The sequence below is a fragment of the Actinoplanes sp. URMC 104 genome (assembly GCF_051386375.1).
GTDB lineage: Bacteria > Actinomycetota > Actinomycetes > Mycobacteriales > Micromonosporaceae > Actinoplanes.
This window is the reverse complement of the sequence record NZ_JBPQTO010000002.1, coordinates 386,968-405,413: the sequence shown is the minus strand read 5'-3', so window position 1 is coordinate 405,413 and position 18,446 is coordinate 386,968. Positions and strand designations below refer to the sequence as shown.

Sequence of the window (18,446 nt, the reverse complement as noted above, 5' to 3'; positions counted from 1 at the left end):
GGATGTCGGGAGACTGGGAAAGCGCTCTCCATGAATGGCCGAAGTGTTACGCCGGGCTTTCATGTGTGTCAATAGGCGCGAGAGCGAGCCCCGGGGTGTTCCCGAACAAACCGGAATCAAATGCCGCGGTCGAGCCGGAAGCTCGACCGCGATGGGAGAGCGATTTCCGTCGCTACTGCAGGAAGGTCCCGAGCGGGGACAGCAACAGCCTGTTGAGGCCGGCGGCGGTACGGTCCAGGCTGGAGCGCTCGCGGTCGGTGGCCACCATGTCGTGGCGGATGCCCCACAGCTTCTGCGCGTTGCGCCACGCCACGTTGCGCGTGTACTCGACGGCCTCGCCCTGCCACCAGTCGTCCAGGCAGCCGTTCATCGTGTCGAACAGCAGCTGCCACTTCTCGAGGTAGCCGCGGCGCAGGCCGGGGATCGCCTCCGCGAAGATCTCGTTGATCTCGAGGTAGTCGTGGTGCTGGTCGCTGTCGTCGATCGGGTCGCTGCCCAGGTGGTCGAACGTGGTGACCAGCGCGAACGGCAGGTCGAAGTTGATGTGCGCGTTGACGCCGGCGCACGCGGAGGGGAGCGGCCGGCGGTCCGGCCCGGGCACCCGCTGGAACAGGCACGCCCACACCTCGGGGCAGCGCGCGCTCATCCCGGCGCCCGCCCAGGCGCGCAGCGCGTCGAAGTAGCGCGCGGCGAACTCGACGTCGAGCCGCGACAGGAAGGCCGGGTCCTTGAACACGCCGGCGTACAGCCGCTCGAGCACGCCCTCGGTGATCGTCAGGTACAGCCTGTTGAACTCGCAGAGCGGGTTCCCGACCAGCAGCGGGGGCACCCGCGCCAGGATCCTCTGCAGCTCCGCGAGCTGGTCGACCACGCCGGGGACGTCGTCGGGGTGGTGGCTCAGGAGATCGGTCATCTCCCGCTGGGCCGGCCCCCAGACCGACTGGTTCATCTCGGGTCCTCCACGTGATGTCGGCGGAGGGCCCCTAGCACCGGCCCGGCGGCGGTGACCGCCGGGCCGGTGCTCCCCCGTGGACACAGACTTCCGCAGACGACCTACGTACGGATCGGTAGAACGACGTACGTACGCGGGCCCGAAGATAACGAAAAGGTCACGCCGCGGTGAGGAAGACCCGGCTGGCCTGCACCCGGGTGCGGACCTGGAGCTTGTCGAAGATGTGCCCGACGTGGACGCCGACCGTGCGCTCGCTGATGAACAGGCGCTCGCCGATCTCGCGGTTGGTCATCCCCTCGGCGATCAGCGCGAGCACCTCCCGCTCACGGGTGGTCAGCGAGCCCAGCTCGTCGGCGTCCTGCAGGATCATCGGGACGGTCGGCACGTCGTCGGCGAGCGGCACCCGGTAGCGCTGCGCCACCGACACGATCTCGTTGGCGAACGGCCGGGCGCCCATCGCGGTCGCCGTGGCGTACGCCTCCCGGAGGGCCTCGATCGCCGCGGGCCGTCGCGCCTTGCGCTGCAGGGCGGCCTCCGCCTGCCGCAACCGCGAATAGGCGGCGGGGTACGGCTGGCGCCGCCTGTCCCATGCCACGGCCGCCTTGGCCCACAGGTCGGGGTCGCGCCTGTCCTCGACCCGGCTCAGCTCGGCCGCGCACAGGTCGAGGTAGCCGTCGATCGTCGCGCGGACCGGAGCCGCCGCGCTTCCCACCCCGGCCGCCATCCGCTCGACCGCGACCTTGAGCCGGCGCAGCGCTCCGGGGTCGACCGGCTGGCCCGCCGCGTGCGCCTCCGCCTCGGCGCGCAGCCCGTGCCAGGCCAGCACGCCGATCAGCACCAGGTCGTCGGAGCGGGTCTCGGTGAGCCCGCGCTGCACCGCGGCGCGCGCCTCGGCGTGCCGGCCCTGCCACATCGCCAGGCCGGCGCGCAGCGTGAGCATCGGCAGCACGTGCCGGGCGCCGCCGCCGGCCAGCAGCGTGGCGACCGCGTCGAGGTCGCGGTGCGCGGCGTCGACGTCGCCGAAGCCGACCCACAGCTGGCAGCGCGAGAGCAGCAGCTCGACCGCGTCGGCGCCGGACGGCCGGTGCCGCATCGCGGCGTCGATCACGCCCTCGGCCTCGGACCACTGCCCGACCCGGAACAGGCCCTTCGCGGCGATGGCGAGCAGCCGGGTCTGATAGGTGCGGCCGGCGCCGAGCTTGGCGAGCCGGTCGGCGCCGCGACGGGCGACCAGCACGCCTTCCTCGATGTTGTTGAGCGGGCCGGTCAGCAGCTCGGCCAGGTGCAGGTAGGCCACGCCGAGCTCGTCGGGATGCCCACTGCGCTCGGCGATCTCGACCGCGTGCCGGATCACCGCGAGGCCGGCCTCCGGGTCCTCGCGGAACGCCGCGCTGAAGCCGAGCGCGGCGCTGGCGCGGACGAGGTCAGCCGTCGCGCCGTTGCCCTCGGCCATCTCGAGCGCCTCCTGGGCGCGGGCGTTGGCGTCGGCGTAGCGGCCCAGATGCAGCAGCAGCTCGGCGAGGGAAGCGGCGGCCGAGGCGCGCTGCCGCGACGAGCAGTCGGGCGCCTGCAGGACCAGCTCGTACTCCTGCTCGGCGGTGGCCGTACGCCCGGCGGCGGCCAGGTAGCGCGCCCGGCGCAGGTGCAGGTCGCAACGGCCGGGCGCGTCGGCGCGCTCGGACAGCTCGTCGAGCCTGGTCAGCGCGCTGACGTGCTCGCCGCTGTGGTGGGCCGTCTCGGCGGCGTGCGCGAGCAGCTCGGTGCGCTCGGGCGCGTCGTCGGTGGTCAGCTCGAGCGCGGAGGACCAGTAGCGGTGCGCCTCGGTGAAGCCGTACAGCTCCTCGGCGGAACGGGCGGCGGCGACCACCGAGGGCAGGGCGCGGGCCGGCTCGCCCGCCCGCTGCCAGTGGTGCGCGAGCCGGGCGTGGTCGGCGGCGCCGGTCGCCTCGAGGGCCTCGGCGTAGCGCCGGTGCAGCGCGGCGGCCTCGGCGGGCAGCACCTCGGCGGCGAGGATCTCGGAGACCAGGCGGTGGCGCAGCCGGTAGCCGCGCTCGTCGCTGGTGACGAAGCGCTGCGCCACCGAGACCCGTACGGCCTCGATCAGCTCGGCCTCGGGCAGCGGCACGACCCTGGCCAGCACGTCGTGGCCGACCGGCTCGACGCCCGCGGCGATCGCGTGCACCACCGAGTGCGCCGCCGGAGGCAGCTCGTCCACCCTGGACAGGAAGATCTCGCGCAGCGTGTCGGACAGCTCCGCCCGGCCGTCGCGCAGGTCACGGGCCAGTTCCTCGGCGACGAACGGGTTGCCGCCGCTGCGCTTGTGTATGCGGTCGGCGTCCTCGGGCTCGACGTCGTCGCCCGCGATCGCGGTGACCAGCTCGGCGGTCTGGTCGCGGTCGAGCGGCGCCAGGTCGACGACCCGCACCGAGCGCAGCCGGCGCAGCTCGGCCAGCACCTTGCGCAGCGGGTGGGCGCCCTGCAGGGCCTCGGCGCGGATCGCGGCCAGCACGGCGACCCGCATGTCGCCCAGCCCGGCCAGCAGATAGAGCAGCAGCTGACGGGTGCTGCGGTCGGCCCACTGCAGGTCGTCGAGCACCAGCAGCAGGCGGCGGTCGCCGGCCACCGCCCGCAGGCTCTGCGAGACCCGGTCGAGCAGCGCGCCGGGGTCGCCGGCCGCCGGGACCTCGTGGTCGAACTGCCGCAGGGCCTGCAGCACGGGGTGCAGCGGGATCGCGTCGCCGATGTCGAGGCAGGTTCCGGACAGCACGGAGAAACCCGCGTCGCGCATCGCCGTGACGGTCTCGCGCAGCAGCCGGCTCTTGCCGACGCCGCTCTCCCCGGTGACGAACACCGCGGAGGAGCCTCCAGGGCCCGCGCTGCGCAGGTCGGACAGGATCTGGGTCAACGTGCCGGTGCGCCCGACAAGTGGCCCGTCCTCCTCCGCGCTGGCCATGACGGTCACCCTAGTGCCCCCGGATCCCGGACGTTGTCGTCGGTTCGGTCTGATCTGGGTCACACATGTCTGAGGCCGTTCCCGCTGTCGGAGATACGTCGTTCTGCAGATCCGTATCTGGACAGAGCCTGGCACCGTCTGTCCTCGGGGCAAGCAAGACCAAGGGGGAGCGTGAAGACATGACCGCAATCGCTATGGCGGAGCAGGCGCGGCGTCAGACCGTCACCGTCCTCTTCATCGACATCGTGGGGTTCACCTCGCTCGTCGACGACCTGGACTGTGCGGAGGTCCACGCCCTGCAGCACGACTACTTCGGCATCGTGTCCGACGTGGTCCGCGCGGGCGGTGGAGTGGTGGAGAAATACGTCGGGGACGCGGTCATGGCGGTGTTCGGCACCGGCCCGACCGGCTTCGGCGCGGAGGCGGCCGCCGCGGCGGTACGGGTGGGCCTGTCGGTCCAGGAGGCGTTGAGGGGGCAGCTCCTGGCCGGCAGGTTCGCTGTGCGCACCCGGGTGGGGCTCGCGACCGGCGACGTGATGGTCGATCCGGTGGCGACGCACGACTTCGGGCACGCGATGATCAGCGGCAGCGTGGTGAGCACGGCGGCGCGCCTGCAGGCGTACGCCCCGCACGACACCGTCGTGGTGTGCTCGCGCACCCGGGCGGTGACCGGCGAGCTGGTCTCCTACCAGGAACTGCCGCCCGTACGGGTCTCGGGCAAGCCCTACCCGCTGGACCTGTTCCGCGCGCTCGAGCCGCGCGGGCCCCGGACGGCGGCGCGGCACCTCTACGCGGTCCCCGCGGCCGCGTGAGACCGGTCACCACCGTGTCTTTTGCCCGTATCGTCGGGTTAGTTGGGAGGGTGTCCCGGCTCGGTTGAGCAGAAGTGTCGGTGGGTGCCGGTAGGCTCGCCGCGTTCTTGAATCACCACCTGTCCCGATCGGGAGTGCCACCCAAGTGACCGCGGAGATGCTGTACGGGGCCGATGACCTCACGCACCTGGAGGGGCTGGACGCCGTCCGCAAGCGCCCGGGCATGTACATCGGCTCCACCGACAGCCGGGGCGTCAACCACCTGGCCAACGAGATCATCGACAACGCGACCGACGAGGGTGTGGGCGGCCACGCCACCAAGGTCGCCGTCATCCTGCACGCCGACGGGTCGGTGCAGGTCGACGACGACGGCCGGGGCATCCCGACCGCCGTCAACACCAAGTCGGGGCTGAACGGCGTCGAGCTGGTGCTCACCCGCCTGCACGCCGGCGGCAAGTTCGGCGGCTCGGGCTACAAGACCTCCGGCGGCCTGCACGGCGTCGGCGCGTCCGCGGTCAACGCGCTGGCGCTGCGCTTCGATGTCACGGTCAAGCGGGACGGCAAGGTCCACGAGATCTCGTTCCAGCGCGGCGTCCCCGGGTCGTTCGACGGCCCCGGCCCGCAGGCCCGGTTCACGCCCGCGTCGGGGCTTCGCGTGGCGCGCAGGATGAAGCGGGGCGAGCCCACCGGCACCTCGATCCGTTACTGGTACGACGCCCGCTACTTCGAAACCGGCGCCCGGCTCGACGTCGAGGCCGTCCGCACCAAGCTGCGCAACACGGCGTTCCTGGTCCCCGGCGTGATCTATTCGCTGCGCGACGAGACCGCCGAGGAGACGACCAACGAGACCTTCCACTACCCGCACGGGCTCGTCGACATGGTCGACTTCCTGACCCACTCGGGCGACAAGCCGGTCTCGGGCGTCCTCGTGGTCGCCGGCGAGGGCACCTACAAGGAGAACGCCGCCGACGCCAACGGCGTCATGCAGTCGAACGTCGAGCGGCGGGCCGAGGTCGAGATCGCGTTCCGCTGGGGCACCGGCTACGAGCGCACCGTCGAGTGCTTCACCAACACGATCCGCAACATGCACGGCGGCACCCACCGCAAGGGCTTCGAGCGGGCCCTCGTCCGCGCGCTCACCGAGGCGATCCGCAACACGCGCGGCCTGCTCAAGCCCAAGGAGGACCCGCCCGTCCTCGACGACCTGCTCGAGGGCATGACCGCGGTCATCCACGTGCGCATCCCCGAGCCGCAGTTCACCTCGCAGACCAAGGACGAGCTGTCCACGGCCGGCATCACCCGCGTGCTGCAGGGTCTGGTCGAGGCGCACCTCAAGGAGTGGATCGACGGCCGCAGGACCAAGGCCGAGGCCCGCACCGTGCTGCAGAAGGTCGTCGACGCCGCCCGCGTCCGGCTGACCCAGAAACAGCAGAAGGACGCCGCCCGCCGCAAGACGGCGCTCGAGGGCGCGTCGATGCCGCCCAAGCTGGTCGACTGCCGCGCCACCGGCATCGCCCGCTCCGAGCTCTACATCGTCGAGGGCGACAGCGCGCTCGGCACCGCCCGCATGGCCCGCAGCTCGGAATACCAGGCGCTGCTGCCGATCCGCGGCAAGATCCTCAACGTGCAGAAGGCGTCGCTGCAGCAGGTGCTCGACAACGCCGAGTGCTCCGCGATCGTCCAGGTGCTCGGCGCCGGCTCCGGCCGCACGTTCGAGCTCGGCGCCATGCGCTACGGCCGCGTCATGATCATGGCGGACGCCGACGTCGACGGCTCGCACATCCGCACGCTGCTGATCACCCTGTTCGCGAAATACATGCGTCCGGTGATCGAGCAGGGCCGGCTGTTCGCCGCGATGCCGCCGCTGCACAAGGTGGTCACCAAGGGCCGCAACTCCGAAACGATCTTCACGTACACCCAGCAGGAGATGGAGGCGACCGTCTCCCGCCTCGAGCGCTCCGGCAAGACGGTGCAGAAACCGGTGCCCCGGTTCAAGGGCCTCGGCGAGATGGACGCCGACGAGCTGTGGGACACCACCATGAACCCGGCGACCCGCACCGTCCGCCGCATCACGATCGACGACGCCGAGCGCGCCGAGGCCACCCTCGAGCTGCTCATGGGCGAGCGCGTCGAGCCCCGCAAGAACTGGTTGATCGAGGCCGCCGGCCGCATCGACCAAGAGACGATCGACGCCTGAGAGGTCGCTGTTTCATGGCACGCCGCAAGAACACCGAGAACCGCGTCGACCTGTCCGCGTTCGACCAGGCCGGCGCCCGCGTCATCGACAACCCGCTGACCACCGAGGTCGAGGACTCCTACCTGGAGTACGCGTACTCGGTCATCCACTCGCGAGCCCTGCCCGACGCCCGCGACGGCCTCAAGCCCGTCCACCGGCGCATCCTCTGGTCGATGTCCGAGCAGGGCCACCGCCCCGACCGGGCGTACGTGAAGTCGGCGCGCGTCGTCGGCGACGTGATGGGCAAGTACCACCCGCACGGCGACGTCGCGATCTACGACGCGCTCGTGCGGCTCGCGCAGGACTTCTCGCTCAACGCCCCGCTGATCGACGGCCACGGCAACTTCGGATCACCGGACGACGGTCCCGCGGCCGCGCGCTACACCGAGGCCCGCATGTCGCGCGAGGCGATGCTGCTGGTGGGGGAGCTGGGCGAGGGCACGGTCGACTTCAAGCCGACCTACGACGGCGACGACGTCGAGCCCAAGGTGCTGCCCGCGGCGTTCCCCAACCTGCTGGTCAACGGCACGTCCGGCATCGCGGTCGGCATGGCGACCAACATGATCCCGCACAACCTGGGCGAGGTCGTGGCCGCCGCGCGGCACCTGATCACCAACCCGGACGCGAGCCTCGACAAGCTCATGCGCTTCGTGCCCGGGCCCGACCTGCCCACCGGCGGGCAGCTGCTCGGCCTCGACGAGGTGCGGCGGGCGTACGAGACGGGCCGCGGCGTGGTGCGCATGCGGGCCCGCGCGCAGACCGGCCCGCTCGAGGGCGGCCGCGGGCGGCAGGCCATCACGGTGACCGAGCTGCCGTACGGCGTCGGCACCGAGAAGATCATCGAGGCGATCACCGACGAGGTGAAGGGCAAGCTCATCGTCTCCGGGCCCAAGCGCGGTCAGCGGCAGGCGGCCCGGCTGCAGGGCATCGCCGACGTCAAGGACCTCACCGACCGCGAGCACGGCACCCGCCTGGTGATCGAGTGCAAGGTCGGCGTCAACCCGCAGGCGCTGCTGGCCGACCTCTACCGGCTGACCCCGCTGGAGACCTCGTTCGGCATCAACAACCTGGTGCTGGTCGACGGCCAGCCGCAGACGCTCGGGCTCAAGGCGCTGCTCGAGGTCTTCGTCCAGCACCGCTACGAGGTCGTCACCCGGCGCACCGAGTTCCGCCGCAGCAAGCGCCAGGACCGCCTGCACCTGGTCGACGGCCTGCTGATCGCGCTGATCGACATCGACCGCGTGGTCGCGATCATCCGGGCCAGCGACGACGCGGCCGCGGCCAAGGCGTCGCTCATGCAGGAGTTCGGCCTGTCGGAGATCCAGGCGACGTACATCCTGGACACCCCGCTGCGGCGGCTCACCCGGTTCGACCGCATCGAGCTCGAGACCGAGCAGGAACGGTTGCGCAACGAGATCGCCGAGCTGAGCCGGATCCTCGACAACGAGGACGTGCTCAAGCAGGTCGTCTCCGACGAGCTGGCCGAGGTCGCGTCGGAGTTCGGCGCGCCGCGGCGCACCACGCTGATCGACGGCGACCTCAAGGAGGTGCTCGCCGCGTCCGCGCCGGCCGGGCCGCTCGAGGTGGCCGACGACCCGTGCCAGGTCATCCTGTCGGCGACCGGGCTGATCGCCCGCACGGCCGCCGAGAGCGAGGAGGCCACCGAGGCGCGGCGCCGCTCGGGCCGGGTGAAACACGACGCCGTCCGCGCCGTCGTCCACTCGACCGCGCGCGGCCGCATCCTGCTGATCACCAACCGGGGCCGGGCGTTCAAGACCGACGTGCTGCCGCTGCCGGTGCTGCCCGAGCAGTCCGGCACGGTGTCGATCCGGGGCGGCATGTCGGCGTCCGAGCTGATCCCGCTCGAGAAGGGCGAGAAGGTCGTGGGCCTGGCGCCGCTGACCGCGGGCTCTTCGCCGGGCATCGCGATGGGCACCCGGCACGGCGTGGTCAAGATCTGCTCGCCCGAGTGGCCGGTGCGCTCCGACGAGTTCGAGGTGATCACGCTCAAGGACGGCGACGAGGTGCTGCAGGCCACCTGGCTGACCGACGGCTCCGAGTCGCTGGTGTTCGTCACGTCTGACGCGTCGCTGCTGCGGTTCCCCGCCAAGACCGTGCGGCCGCAGGGCCTCAAGGGCGGCGGCATGGCGGGCATCAACCTGTCCGCCGACGCCGAGGTGATCTCGTTCAACGCGGTGGTCACCGCCGACAACGACCACGGCCAGCCGATGGTCGTCACCTCCACGGGCACCCAGGTCAAGGTCTCGCCGTTCGCCTCCTACCCTGCCAAGGGCCGCGCGACCGGAGGCGTCCGCGTGCAACGCTTCCTCAAGGGCGAGACGCGCCTGACCGTCGCCTGGGTAGGCCCGCGACCGGTCGGTTCGAGCAACACCGGCGACCCGATCGACCTCCCCGACCCCGACGCCCGCCGCGACGGCTCCGGCGAGGCCGTGCTGATGGGCCCCCAGATCATCGGCCACCTGATCGAACGCGGCTGACCCCCGGGCCGAGGCGCGGCGCGGGGCCGGCTCGGGGCCGCTCGTTCGTGTGCGGTTTCCGTCGGAGCGGCTTGGGCCGCATGCCGGGGGCGTCGCCGTGTGGTCCGGGCCAGGCGGGGGCGGTTGGGTGTGGTCGGGCCAGGCGGCGGCGGTTGGGTGTGGTCGGGCCAGGCGGCGGCGGTTGGGGTTTGGTCCGGAGCTGGCGCAGCTCGTTCGGGAGCTGCCCCGGCCCGGCGCGGTCGGATGCGGGCGGGCCGGGACGAATGCAGCGGAGGCTGCCCGCAATGCCCCGGCGTGGCTGGGCCGGGGCCGGAGCCGGGGCCCGGCGCGGGGCGGGTGGGAGGCGGTCTACGCCTGGGGCGGCCGGTTGGTATGCGGTCACGCCGGGGGCGGCCGGTTGGTGTGCGGTCTGGGCTTGGCGTCTGGGGTGGTTGGGGATGCGGGTGGGCCGGGACGAATGCAATTGAGGCTTGCCCGCAATGCCCCGGCGGAGCTGGGCCGGGGCCCGGCTGGGGGCGGGCGGGAGGCGGTCCACGCCCGGGGTGGCCGGTTGGTGTGCGGTCTGGGCTTGGCGTCTGGGGTGGTTGGGGATGCGGGTGGGCCGGGACGAACGCAGCTGAGACTTGCCCAATGCCCCGGCGGCGCTGGGCCGGGGCGTTGCTCGGAGTGGGGGAAGCGGTCCACGCCTGGGGCGGCCGGTTGGTGTGCGGTCTGGCCTAGTGCCAGGGGCGGTTGGGATGCGGCCGCGCTTGGGCAGCCCGTTCGTGTGTGGTTCGAGCATGGGCGGCGGCCCGTTCGCGTGCGGCATAGGCCTGGCGGGTCGTTCGTGTGCGGCATAGGGCTGGCGGGGCGTTCGGCGTGGGCTGGTCTGGCGCGGGGCGCTGGGTTCGGGCTCAGCTGGGGGTGGGAGGGCGGTGTCGGGGCCCAGGTCCAGCAGGCGGACGATCAGCAGCGCGCGGTGGACGGCGCGGTCGGCTTCGGACGGGTCGAGGTCGGCCTCGCGGGGCTCGAGGGTGAACAGCTCGTCGCCTCGTACGGTGAAGGGTGGGATCTTGCCGGTGAGGAACGCCTCGCGCAGGGTCGGCTGGTCCAGGCGGTGGGACGTGCCGACCACCACGTACGGTAGCCGCATCGCCATCGGGGGAGCGTCCTGAGGCAGGCGCACCACCACGAAGGTGCCGCGGCCGTCGGCGTTGACCGTGGCGCCGGCGAACGCGCCGCCCGACCACCGGACCTCACCGAGCGTGATGAGCATTCCGTCGACGTGGCGGTCGAACGCGTACTCGACCCGGCTTGTGCCCTTGAGATGCAGCGGTTGCCACGGCCACACCCGGTCGCGCGGGTCGGTCGCGGCCCACTCGCCGGCGGTGGCCCACCGGGCGATCGCCCGTAGCGACAACGCGCGGCGGGCAGCGTGGATCGAGTAGCCGGCGAGCACGACCGCGAACGGGTACGCGCACTCCGTCAGCGAGAGGCCGCACCAGAACAGCAGACCTGCCGACAACGCCGACCATCCGACCGTCCACCAGGCCTTGCGATCGACGCGCATCACTGGTCAGCGTAGGAGTCCCCGTCAAGATCCAGCAGGCCGGCGATCCGCCGTGCGCGGCCGATCGCGCGTTCCGCGGCGGCCGCCTCCACCGGGACGGCCTCTACGGTGAACAGCTCACCGTCCCGCACCGTCCACGGTGGGATGTCGCCGTTGAGGAACGCCTCGCGCAGCTTGGGTCGTTGCAGCCGCGGCGAGTCGCCGACGACCACGTACGGTAGCCGCATCGCCATCCCGGGCTGGGGCTCCGGCAGCCGGATCACCACGAACACGCCGTGGCCCTCCCGCTGGGTCACTGCCCCGGCGAAGGCCCCGCCCGACCAGCGGACCTCACCGAACGTGACATCCTCGCGAGCCCAGGCCCGTCCGGCCTCCGCCTTGCCGTTCAGCGCCAGCCCCTCCCAGGGCCAGCCGCGGCTGCCCGCGCCCACCGGCGTCCAGCCGTTCGCCGTCGCCCACCGGCCCAGGCCGACGCGTCGTCGTGCCATCAGGACGCCGTAGCCGACCGGGGCGACCACGAGCACGGCGATGGCGCCGACCAGGCCCGGGACCGGATACCACGTGCCCAGGACGCCGAAGCCGATCAGCAGGACCAGAGGCACCAGTGCGATCGCCGCCATCACGCCCCAGCGTAGTGACGGACGCCGATTTCGTCACGGCAGGCGGCGGCGCCCGGCGAAGCCGAGGTCGGAACGGTGGTACCAGTCGAGGCCGGTCTCGCCCTCCAGCCAGCACAGGTCCACGTCGACGCCGTCGAGCTCCGAGGGGAAGTCCACCAGCAGCGGGGCGAGGCTCTTGAGCACCGCACCCGTCTGCTGCACCTGGGTCATGAGGTCGTCGAGCCGCGCGGTCGCCGCCTTCCACTCCGGCATCCCGCCGAGCGGCGTGGGCGGGCCGCCTGCCCGGATCACCGCCCCGAGCTCCGCCGCATCGGCACGCAGCGTCACGATCTCTTCCAACACAGGCCGCAACCGCTCGAGCTCGTCCCGCGCCTCGCTCACCGTGAATAGCCCCATGGGGCGAGCCTGCCAGCAGAAGATCGAACTGCCTACGGGCGCGAGGTGGTTTTCTTCCCCGGCAAAGGGCGGGAAGGGCGGGCGGTGGTCAGGCGTCGATCAGGCCGTGGCGGGAGAGGATGGCGGCGCGGCGGGCGTGGTTGACGGCCTGGACGCGGCGGGTGAGGAAGAAGACGTCGGTCAGGGTCCAGAGGCCCAGGCCGCCCAGGGTGAACAGCATGGCGATCGACCGGGCGGTGTCCCCGAGGTAGAAGCGGTGGCCGCCGATGAGGCCGACAACAGCCCAGAGGGCGTACGCGACCCGGACGTCCTTCTTGACGGAGTCGAACTCGGCTTCGGCGCGCAGCAGTCGCAGGCGCTCCCACTCGGGGAGCGGGCCGGCCTCGGCGTAGGTCACGCGGGCAACGATAGGGGAAACGAGGCCGGGCGAGAGACGATGGGAGCGTGGACCTTCAGGTTGTGGAGCAGGTGGCCGAGCTCGGCTCGTGGGTGGCCGAGGGCGGCGTGGTGGTGCTGAGCGGCGCGGGGTTGTCGACGGAGTCGGGGATCCCGGACTACCGGGGGCCCTCCGGGTCGGCCCGGCGCAGCACGCCCATGACCTACCAGACGTTCACCCGGGACCCGATCGCCCGGCGGCGCTACTGGGCCCGCTCCCACCTGGGGTGGCGGACGATCGGCGACGCGCGGCCCAACGAGGGGCACCGGGCGGTGGCGGAGCTGCAGCGGCGCGGGCTGGTCGGCGGCATCATCACGCAGAACGTCGACGGGCTGCACCAGGCGGCGGGCGCCGAGCACGTGGTGGAGCTGCACGGCAACCTGGCCCGCATCACGTGCCTGGACTGCGGCGAGCTGACCCCGCGCGAGCTGATGGCCGCGCGGCTCGACGGGGCGAACCCGGGCTTCGCGGCGGCCGCCACGGCGATCAACGCGGACGGCGACGCGGAGCTCGACGACGCCGAGCTGGACGGGTTCCGGACGGTCGACTGCGAGGGCTGCGGTGGCATGCTCAAGCCGGACGTCGTCTACTTCGGCGAGACCGTGCCGGCGCAGCGGGTCGAGCGCAGCTTCGAGCTGGTGACGAGCGCCCGTACGCTCCTGGTCCTCGGCTCCTCGCTCACGGTCATGTCGGGCCGGCGCTTCGTGCTGCGCGCGGCGAAGGAGGGCATCCGGGTCGCGATCGTCAACCGGGGCGTGACGCGCGGGGAACCGTACGCGGGACTCGTCATCGATGCCCCATTGGGCATTGTTCTGCCGAACCTCGTCGCTGCGGTTGCGACCGTTTCGCCCGCAAACCTGGGCGTTTAACCGGCCCTACCAGACGTGGTTACGGTTCTGAAACCTAAATAATCCACACGTCCCGTTGACGTGACTGTCCTCACTGGCGTTAACTGCCGAAACCGCTTCCGAAACCGGTTCCGAAATCCGGTGGCAACGCGGCGGGAACACGTCAGGAGGACCAGTGCCAATCACCATCGCCGATGTGGCGGCCCGGGCGAAGGTCAGCAAGACGACCGTGTCCCGGGTGCTCAACGGCAAGGGTGAGCTGGACGAGTCGACCGCCGCGCGGGTGCGCGCGGTGATCGACGAGCTGGGCTACGTGCCGAGCTCGCGCGCCGTCGGACTGGCCCGGGGGCGGACCCGCGTGGTCGGCATGCTGGTGCCCTCGCTCGCCTGGCCGTGGATCGGCGAGGTGCTGCAGGGCGCGGTCGACGTGCTCGAGACCGAGCGGTACGGCCTGCTGCTGTTCACCTGCAACCGCGGCGAGGAGTCGATGCGCCAGTTCGGCGCGCAGGTCTCCGCGAAGTCGTTCGACGGCCTGCTGGTCATCGAGCCCGAGGGCACGCTCGACTACATCGCCACGCTGCACCGCCGGGGCCTGCCCGTCGTGCTCATCGACGACCGCGACCAGACCTCCGGCGAGATCCCGAGCGTCGGCACCACCAACCACCTCGGCGCCGGCTCGGCCGCCCGGCACCTGCTCGAGATCGGCCGCACCCGGCCCCTGGTGATCTCGGGGCCGGAGCGGTTCGGCTGCACCCAGCAGCGCCACGCCGGCTTCGCGTCGGTCTTCGCCGAGGCCGGCCACCCGATCGGCGCCGACCGGCAGTTCCTGGGCGACTTCACGGTCGCCCGCGGCGCGGACGCGGTGCACACCGCACTCGCGTCCGGAGTCGCCTTCGACTCCGTCTTCGCCCACAACGACCTCGCCGCGATCGGCGCGATGCAGGCGCTGCTCGACGCCGGCCACCGCATCCCGCAGGACGTGGCGGTGGTGGGCTTCGACGACATACCGACCGCGGCGCACACCCAGCCGCCGCTGACGACCGTGCACCAACCTCTGCGCGAGATGGGTGAGGCCGCGGCCCGTACGCTGCTCGCCCACTTCGAGGGCACACCCCTGCCCAACCGTCCGACCGTCATCCCCACCACGTTCACCATCCGCCCATCCACTGTGGCCTAGTCGCAAACAGGCCGAAATAACGCATGAAATCGGGGCCGGCGCATCGAGCCGGCGCCGCGATGAAGCACGCCCGATCACGTCACATTCGAGGAGATTCAGCGATGCAGAGAAGGCAACTTTTCGCGGTTGCCCTGGCGGGCGCGCTCGCCACGGGCGGCCTGGCCGCGTGCGGCGACTCGCCCAACGCCAACAACGCCGACAACGCGAACAAGTCGTCGGTGGACTACCTGCGCATCGGCATGCCGAACGGCACGCAGACCGAGAACAACAACCCGTTCGCCGGCACCTCCTCGGCGAACGCGCTCGGCTACAAGTGGGTCATCTTCGAGCCGCTGACCCAGTGGAACCCGGTCAAGCCGGCCGACCCGCCGACGCCGTGGCTGGCCGAGTCGGTCAAGTGGGCCGACGACTACAAGTCCGCCGAGGTCACCGTCCGGGACGGCGCGAAGTGGTCGGACGGCCAGCCGCTGACCGCCGAGGACGTGGCGTACACCTTCAACCTGCTCAAGGCCAAGGAAGCGCTGAACCAGAACGCGATCCCGTACGACCAGGTCACGGTCAACGGCAAGGTCGTGAAGGTGACCTTCAAGTCGTCGCAGTACGTGAACCAGGTCAAGATCATGTCGCAGACGCCGATCGTGCCCAAGCACGTCTGGGAGAAGATCGCGGACCCGACCACGGACACGCTGAAGAACCCGGTCGGCAGCGGCCCGTACACGCTCAAGTCGTTCACCCAGGCCGGCGTCACGCTGGCGCTGCGCACGGACGGCGGCTACTGGCAGGACCTGCCCCAGGTCAAGGAGCTGCGGTACACCTCGTACTCCGGCAACGACACCCAGGCCACCGCGCTGACCAACGGCGACTCGGAGTGGAGCTTCGTGTTCATCCCGAACGCGCAGCAGACCTTCGTCGCCAAGAGCGAGACCAACAAGATGTGGGCGCCCGGCGTGCTCGGCATCCACGGCCTCTACATCAACACCACCGTGAAGCCGTTCGACGACCCGAAGCTGCGCCAGGCGATGAACATGGTCGTCAACCGCTCGGACATCTTCACCCAGGCCGAGTCGGCGTACTTCCACCCCGAGATCAAGAGCGTGACCGGCCTGCCGCCGGGCGCCGGTGACGCGTTCATCGCGCCGGAGTACAAGGACAAGACCCTCACGCCGGACGTCGAGGGCGCCAAGGCCCTGCTGACGCAGGCGGGCTACAAGCTCAACGGCAAGACGCTGAGCGACCCGTCGGGCAAGCCGGTCAAGATCAAGCTCAGCGACCCGGCGCCGTGGTCGGACTACCAGACCACGCTCGAGATCATCAAGAGCAACTTCGCCGAGATCGGCATCGAGGCGACCATCGAGAAGCCCAACCAGGACGTCTGGGACGCCAACATCCAGAAGGGCGACTTCGAGGGCAGCATGCGGTGGACGAACGGCGGCGCCACGCCGTACGACATCTACCAGACCGTGATGGACGGCGACCTGCTCAAGCCGATCGGCACCGCGTCGCCGCAGGGCAACTTCGGCCGGTTCAAGAGCCCGGAGGCCACCGCCGCGCTGAAGGCGTACGCCAACGCCACCAGCGACGCCGCCCGCACCACCGCGATGAACCAGATCCAGAAGGTCTTCGTGGAGCAGGTTCCGATGCTGCCGGTCGGCTCGGACAACGTGGGCATGTTCTACAGCACCAAGAACTGGACCGGCTGGCCCAGCGACGCCGACCCGTACTCGGGCGGTCAGCCGACCCAGCCGTACTCGCTGCAGATCATCCTGAAGCTCCGCCCCGCCAACTCCTGATCGTCCCGCCGCTCCCGCACGGATGCCGTCCGTGCGGGAGCGGCACTCCACCATCCCCGCGAAGGAAGCCCCATGACGTCGACCCAGGACGCCAAGGCGCCGGCCGGCGAGGTGGTGCTTGAGGCGATCGGCCTGACCAAGCACTTCCCCGTCCGCCGGCAACTGCGGCACCTCTTGAAGAAACAGCACGACGCGGTCCACGCCGTCGACGACGTGAGCCTCACGCTGCGCCGTGGTCAGGTGGTCGCCCTGGTCGGCGAGTCCGGCTCCGGCAAGTCCACGGTGGCCCGGCTGCTCGCCCAGCTCTACCCCCGCACCGGCGGCGACATCCAGCTGCACGGCGAGCCGACGGCCGTCAAGGGCGGCGCGGCCTTCCGCCGGTACGCGGCCCGGGTCCAGATGATCTTCCAGGATCCGTTCGCCTCGCTGAACCCGGTGCACACGATCCGCTACCACCTCACCCGGGCGCTGAAGATCCACGGCAACGCCGGGTCGAACGCCCAGGAGCTCGAGGAGGCGCTGACCGACCTGCTCAACCGGGTCAGCCTCACCCCGCCCGCGCGCTACCTCGACAAGTTCCCGCACGAGCTGTCCGGCGGCCAGCGCCAGCGGGTCGCCATCGCCCGCGCGCTCGGCGCCCGGCCCGAGGCGCTGCTCGCCGACGAGCCGGTGTCCATGCTGGACGTCTCGATCCGGCTCGGCGTGCTGAACCTGCTGCGCGACCTCAAGGAGCGCCTCAACCTGGCGATCCTCTACATCACCCACGACATCGCCTCGGCGCGCTACTTCGCCGACGAGACGCTGGTGATGTACGCGGGCCGGATGGTCGAGGGCGGCGACTCCGAGACCGTCACGCAGACGCCCGCCCACCCGTACACCCGGCTGCTGATCGACTCGGCGCCGGACCCGGACCGGCTCACCGCCGACATCGACCCGGCGGAGGAGGACCGGGGCAACGGCGAGCCGCCCAGCCTGATCCACCCGCCGGCCGGCTGCCGCTTCCACCCGCGCTGCCCGATGGCGATGCCGCGGTGCACCACCGATCTGCCGGTACGGCTCGAGATCGGCGACCGGCCCGGCCACTGGGCCGCGTGCTGGCTCTACGACGAGGCGACCGTGCAAGCCCAGCAACCAGGGACGGCCGCCCGATGAAGTACTTCCTCCAGCGCATCGCGTTCTACCTGTTCACCGCGTGGGCCGCGATCACCCTGAACTTCTTCATCCCGCGCATGGTGCCGGGCGACCCGGTGCAGTCGCTGATCGCCAAGTACCAGGGCCAGATCAGCACCCAGGCCATCCAGTCGCTGTACGTGCTGTTCGGGCTCGACAAGAAGCAGAGCCTGTGGGCGGCGTACCTGGACTACTGGAAGCAGATCTTCAACGGCGACCTGGGGCTGTCGTTCACGTTCTTCCCGGCGCCCGTCTCGCAGGTCATCGGCCAGGCGCTGCCGTGGACGCTGCTGCTGGTCGGCATCACCACGATCATCAGCTTCTTCCTGGGCACCGGCCTGGGCGTGCTGGCCGGCTGGCGGCGCGGCTCGTGGGCGGACGGCCTGCTGCCGGTCACCACGTTCTTCTCGAGCGTGCCGTACTTCTGGCTCGGCATCATCGCGATCTACCTGCTGGCCGGCCCGGACAGCTTCTTCCCGTCGGGTGGCGGCTTCGACTCCGGCCTGGTGCCGGCGTGGGACCAGTACTTCATCCCCAGCGCCATCCAGCACAGCCTGCTGCCCGCGCTCACCATCCTGATCTCCTCGGTGAGCGGCTGGATCCTCAGCATGCGCAACATGATGGTGACGGTGTCCTCGGAGGACTACATCACCGTCGCGCACGCCAAGGGCCTGTCCGAGCGGCGGGTGGCGGTCAGCTACGCGGCCCGCAACGCGTTGCTGCCCAACGTCTCCGGCTTCGCTCTGTCGCTGGGCTTCATCGTCGGCGGCACGCTGCTGGTCGAGATCGTCTTCTCGTACCCGGGTCTGGGCTTCACGCTGCTGCAGGCGCTGGGCGCCAAGGACTACCCGCTGATGCAGGGCATCTTCCTGGTCATCACGATCTCGGTGCTGGTGGCGAACCTGCTCGCCGACATCGCGTACCTGCTCCTCGACCCGCGCACCCGCAAGGAGGGCTGAGCGATGACGACGATTCCCACCTCGAGCACTGCGCAGGTCATCCCCGGCCA

The 18,446-nt window shown here is 71.3% G+C and carries 14 protein-coding genes; 9 read left to right on the top strand and 5 right to left on the bottom strand.

The genetic code is table 11. The annotated features are described in order from the left end of the window. Nucleotides 1-172: 172 nt before the first annotated feature. Both ACSNN8_RS02870 and ACSNN8_RS02865 read right to left on the bottom strand, forming a co-directional pair. Nucleotides 173-949 (bottom strand): DUF5995 family protein, encoded by a 777-nt coding sequence (locus ACSNN8_RS02870; RefSeq protein ID WP_436646807.1) that lies wholly within the window; start codon nucleotides 947-949, stop codon nucleotides 173-175. Nucleotides 950-1,109: 160 nt separating this feature from the next. After that, entirely contained in the window at nucleotides 1,110-3,905 is a 2,796-nt protein-coding gene (locus ACSNN8_RS02865) for a helix-turn-helix transcriptional regulator (RefSeq protein ID WP_436646805.1), read from the bottom strand. A gap of 179 nt (nucleotides 3,906-4,084) precedes the next feature. On the opposite strand from ACSNN8_RS02865, the gene ACSNN8_RS02860 reads away from it, so the two are divergent. The 4 genes from ACSNN8_RS02860 to ACSNN8_RS02845 all read left to right on the top strand — a co-directional run bounded on the left by ACSNN8_RS02860 (nucleotide 4,085) and on the right by ACSNN8_RS02845 (nucleotide 10,577). Next, on the top strand, nucleotides 4,085-4,717 hold the full coding sequence (locus tag ACSNN8_RS02860) for an adenylate/guanylate cyclase domain-containing protein (RefSeq protein WP_436646803.1): 633 nt from the start codon (nucleotides 4,085-4,087) through the stop codon (nucleotides 4,715-4,717). A gap of 157 nt (nucleotides 4,718-4,874) precedes the next feature. Then, the gene (locus ACSNN8_RS02855) at nucleotides 4,875-6,914 is read left to right on the top strand and encodes a DNA gyrase/topoisomerase IV subunit B (protein ID WP_436649383.1); all 2,040 of its coding nucleotides are present in this window, start codon (nucleotides 4,875-4,877) and stop codon (nucleotides 6,912-6,914) included. Between the two features lie 14 nt (nucleotides 6,915-6,928). Continuing rightward, nucleotides 6,929-9,451 carry a DNA gyrase/topoisomerase IV subunit A gene (locus ACSNN8_RS02850; RefSeq protein WP_436646802.1) on the top strand — a complete coding sequence of 841 codons (2,523 nt, stop codon included), beginning with the start codon at nucleotides 6,929-6,931 and terminating at the stop codon, nucleotides 9,449-9,451. A 958-nt stretch (nucleotides 9,452-10,409) separates the two neighbouring features. After that, on the top strand, nucleotides 10,410-10,577 hold the full coding sequence (locus ACSNN8_RS02845; RefSeq protein WP_436646800.1) for a hypothetical protein: 168 nt from the start codon (nucleotides 10,410-10,412) through the stop codon (nucleotides 10,575-10,577). Nucleotides 10,578-10,999: 422 nt separating this feature from the next. Here the strand turns inward: ACSNN8_RS02845 and ACSNN8_RS02840 are convergent, their stop codons facing one another. The 3 genes from ACSNN8_RS02840 to ACSNN8_RS02830 all read right to left on the bottom strand — a co-directional run bounded on the left by ACSNN8_RS02840 (nucleotide 11,000) and on the right by ACSNN8_RS02830 (nucleotide 12,413). Further along, complete coding sequence (locus tag ACSNN8_RS02840; RefSeq protein WP_436646798.1) at nucleotides 11,000-11,620, bottom strand: hypothetical protein; 621 nt, start codon at nucleotides 11,618-11,620, stop codon at nucleotides 11,000-11,002. Between the two features lie 33 nt (nucleotides 11,621-11,653). Further along, a complete protein-coding gene (locus ACSNN8_RS02835; RefSeq protein ID WP_436646796.1) occupies nucleotides 11,654-12,016 on the bottom strand; it encodes a DUF2203 domain-containing protein in 363 nt (120 codons plus the stop codon). Between the two features lie 88 nt (nucleotides 12,017-12,104). Continuing rightward, complete coding sequence (locus ACSNN8_RS02830; RefSeq protein ID WP_436646794.1) at nucleotides 12,105-12,413, bottom strand: TM2 domain-containing protein; 309 nt, start codon at nucleotides 12,411-12,413, stop codon at nucleotides 12,105-12,107. A 47-nt stretch (nucleotides 12,414-12,460) separates the two neighbouring features. Here ACSNN8_RS02830 and ACSNN8_RS02825 point away from each other — a divergent pair, with 47 nt between their 5' ends. The 5 genes from ACSNN8_RS02825 to ACSNN8_RS02805 all read left to right on the top strand — a co-directional run bounded on the left by ACSNN8_RS02825 (nucleotide 12,461) and on the right by ACSNN8_RS02805 (nucleotide 18,396). Then, nucleotides 12,461-13,321, top strand: a complete 861-nt coding sequence (locus ACSNN8_RS02825) for an NAD-dependent protein deacetylase (protein WP_436646792.1) — start codon at nucleotides 12,461-12,463, stop codon at nucleotides 13,319-13,321. A 154-nt stretch (nucleotides 13,322-13,475) separates the two neighbouring features. After that, nucleotides 13,476-14,477, top strand: a complete 1,002-nt coding sequence (locus ACSNN8_RS02820) for a LacI family DNA-binding transcriptional regulator (protein WP_436646790.1) — start codon at nucleotides 13,476-13,478, stop codon at nucleotides 14,475-14,477. A gap of 101 nt (nucleotides 14,478-14,578) precedes the next feature. Next, a complete protein-coding gene (locus tag ACSNN8_RS02815) occupies nucleotides 14,579-16,267 on the top strand; it encodes an ABC transporter substrate-binding protein (RefSeq protein WP_436646788.1) in 1,689 nt (562 codons plus the stop codon). Between the two features lie 72 nt (nucleotides 16,268-16,339). After that, nucleotides 16,340-17,419 (top strand): ABC transporter ATP-binding protein, encoded by a 1,080-nt coding sequence (locus tag ACSNN8_RS02810; protein WP_436646785.1) that lies wholly within the window; start codon nucleotides 16,340-16,342, stop codon nucleotides 17,417-17,419. After that, nucleotides 17,416-18,396, top strand: coding sequence for an ABC transporter permease (locus ACSNN8_RS02805; RefSeq protein ID WP_436646783.1), 981 nt, complete (start codon nucleotides 17,416-17,418; stop codon nucleotides 18,394-18,396). The genes ACSNN8_RS02810 and ACSNN8_RS02805 overlap by 4 nt, the downstream gene beginning before the upstream one ends. Nucleotides 18,397-18,446 lie beyond the last annotated feature (50 nt).

Bases quoted from the DNA above. Each gene is read 5' to 3' on its own strand.
- ACSNN8_RS02870 (WP_436646807.1), bottom strand. From the start codon at position 949: ATGAACCAGTCGGTCTGGGGGCCGGCCCAGCGGGAGATGACCGATCTC.
- ACSNN8_RS02865 (WP_436646805.1), bottom strand. From the start codon at position 3,905: ATGGCCAGCGCGGAGGAGGACGGGCCACTTGTCGGGCGCACCGGCACG.
- ACSNN8_RS02860 (WP_436646803.1), top strand. From the start codon at position 4,085: ATGACCGCAATCGCTATGGCGGAGCAGGCGCGGCGTCAGACCGTCACC.
- ACSNN8_RS02855 (WP_436649383.1), top strand. From the start codon at position 4,875: ATGCTGTACGGGGCCGATGACCTCACGCACCTGGAGGGGCTGGACGCC.
- ACSNN8_RS02850 (WP_436646802.1), top strand. From the start codon at position 6,929: ATGGCACGCCGCAAGAACACCGAGAACCGCGTCGACCTGTCCGCGTTC.
- ACSNN8_RS02840 (WP_436646798.1), bottom strand. From the start codon at position 11,620: ATGGCGGCGATCGCACTGGTGCCTCTGGTCCTGCTGATCGGCTTCGGC.
- ACSNN8_RS02835 (WP_436646796.1), bottom strand. From the start codon at position 12,016: ATGGGGCTATTCACGGTGAGCGAGGCGCGGGACGAGCTCGAGCGGTTG.
- ACSNN8_RS02815 (WP_436646788.1), top strand. From the start codon at position 14,579: ATGCAGAGAAGGCAACTTTTCGCGGTTGCCCTGGCGGGCGCGCTCGCC.
- ACSNN8_RS02810 (WP_436646785.1), top strand. From the start codon at position 16,340: ATGACGTCGACCCAGGACGCCAAGGCGCCGGCCGGCGAGGTGGTGCTT.
- ACSNN8_RS02805 (WP_436646783.1), top strand. From the start codon at position 17,416: ATGAAGTACTTCCTCCAGCGCATCGCGTTCTACCTGTTCACCGCGTGG.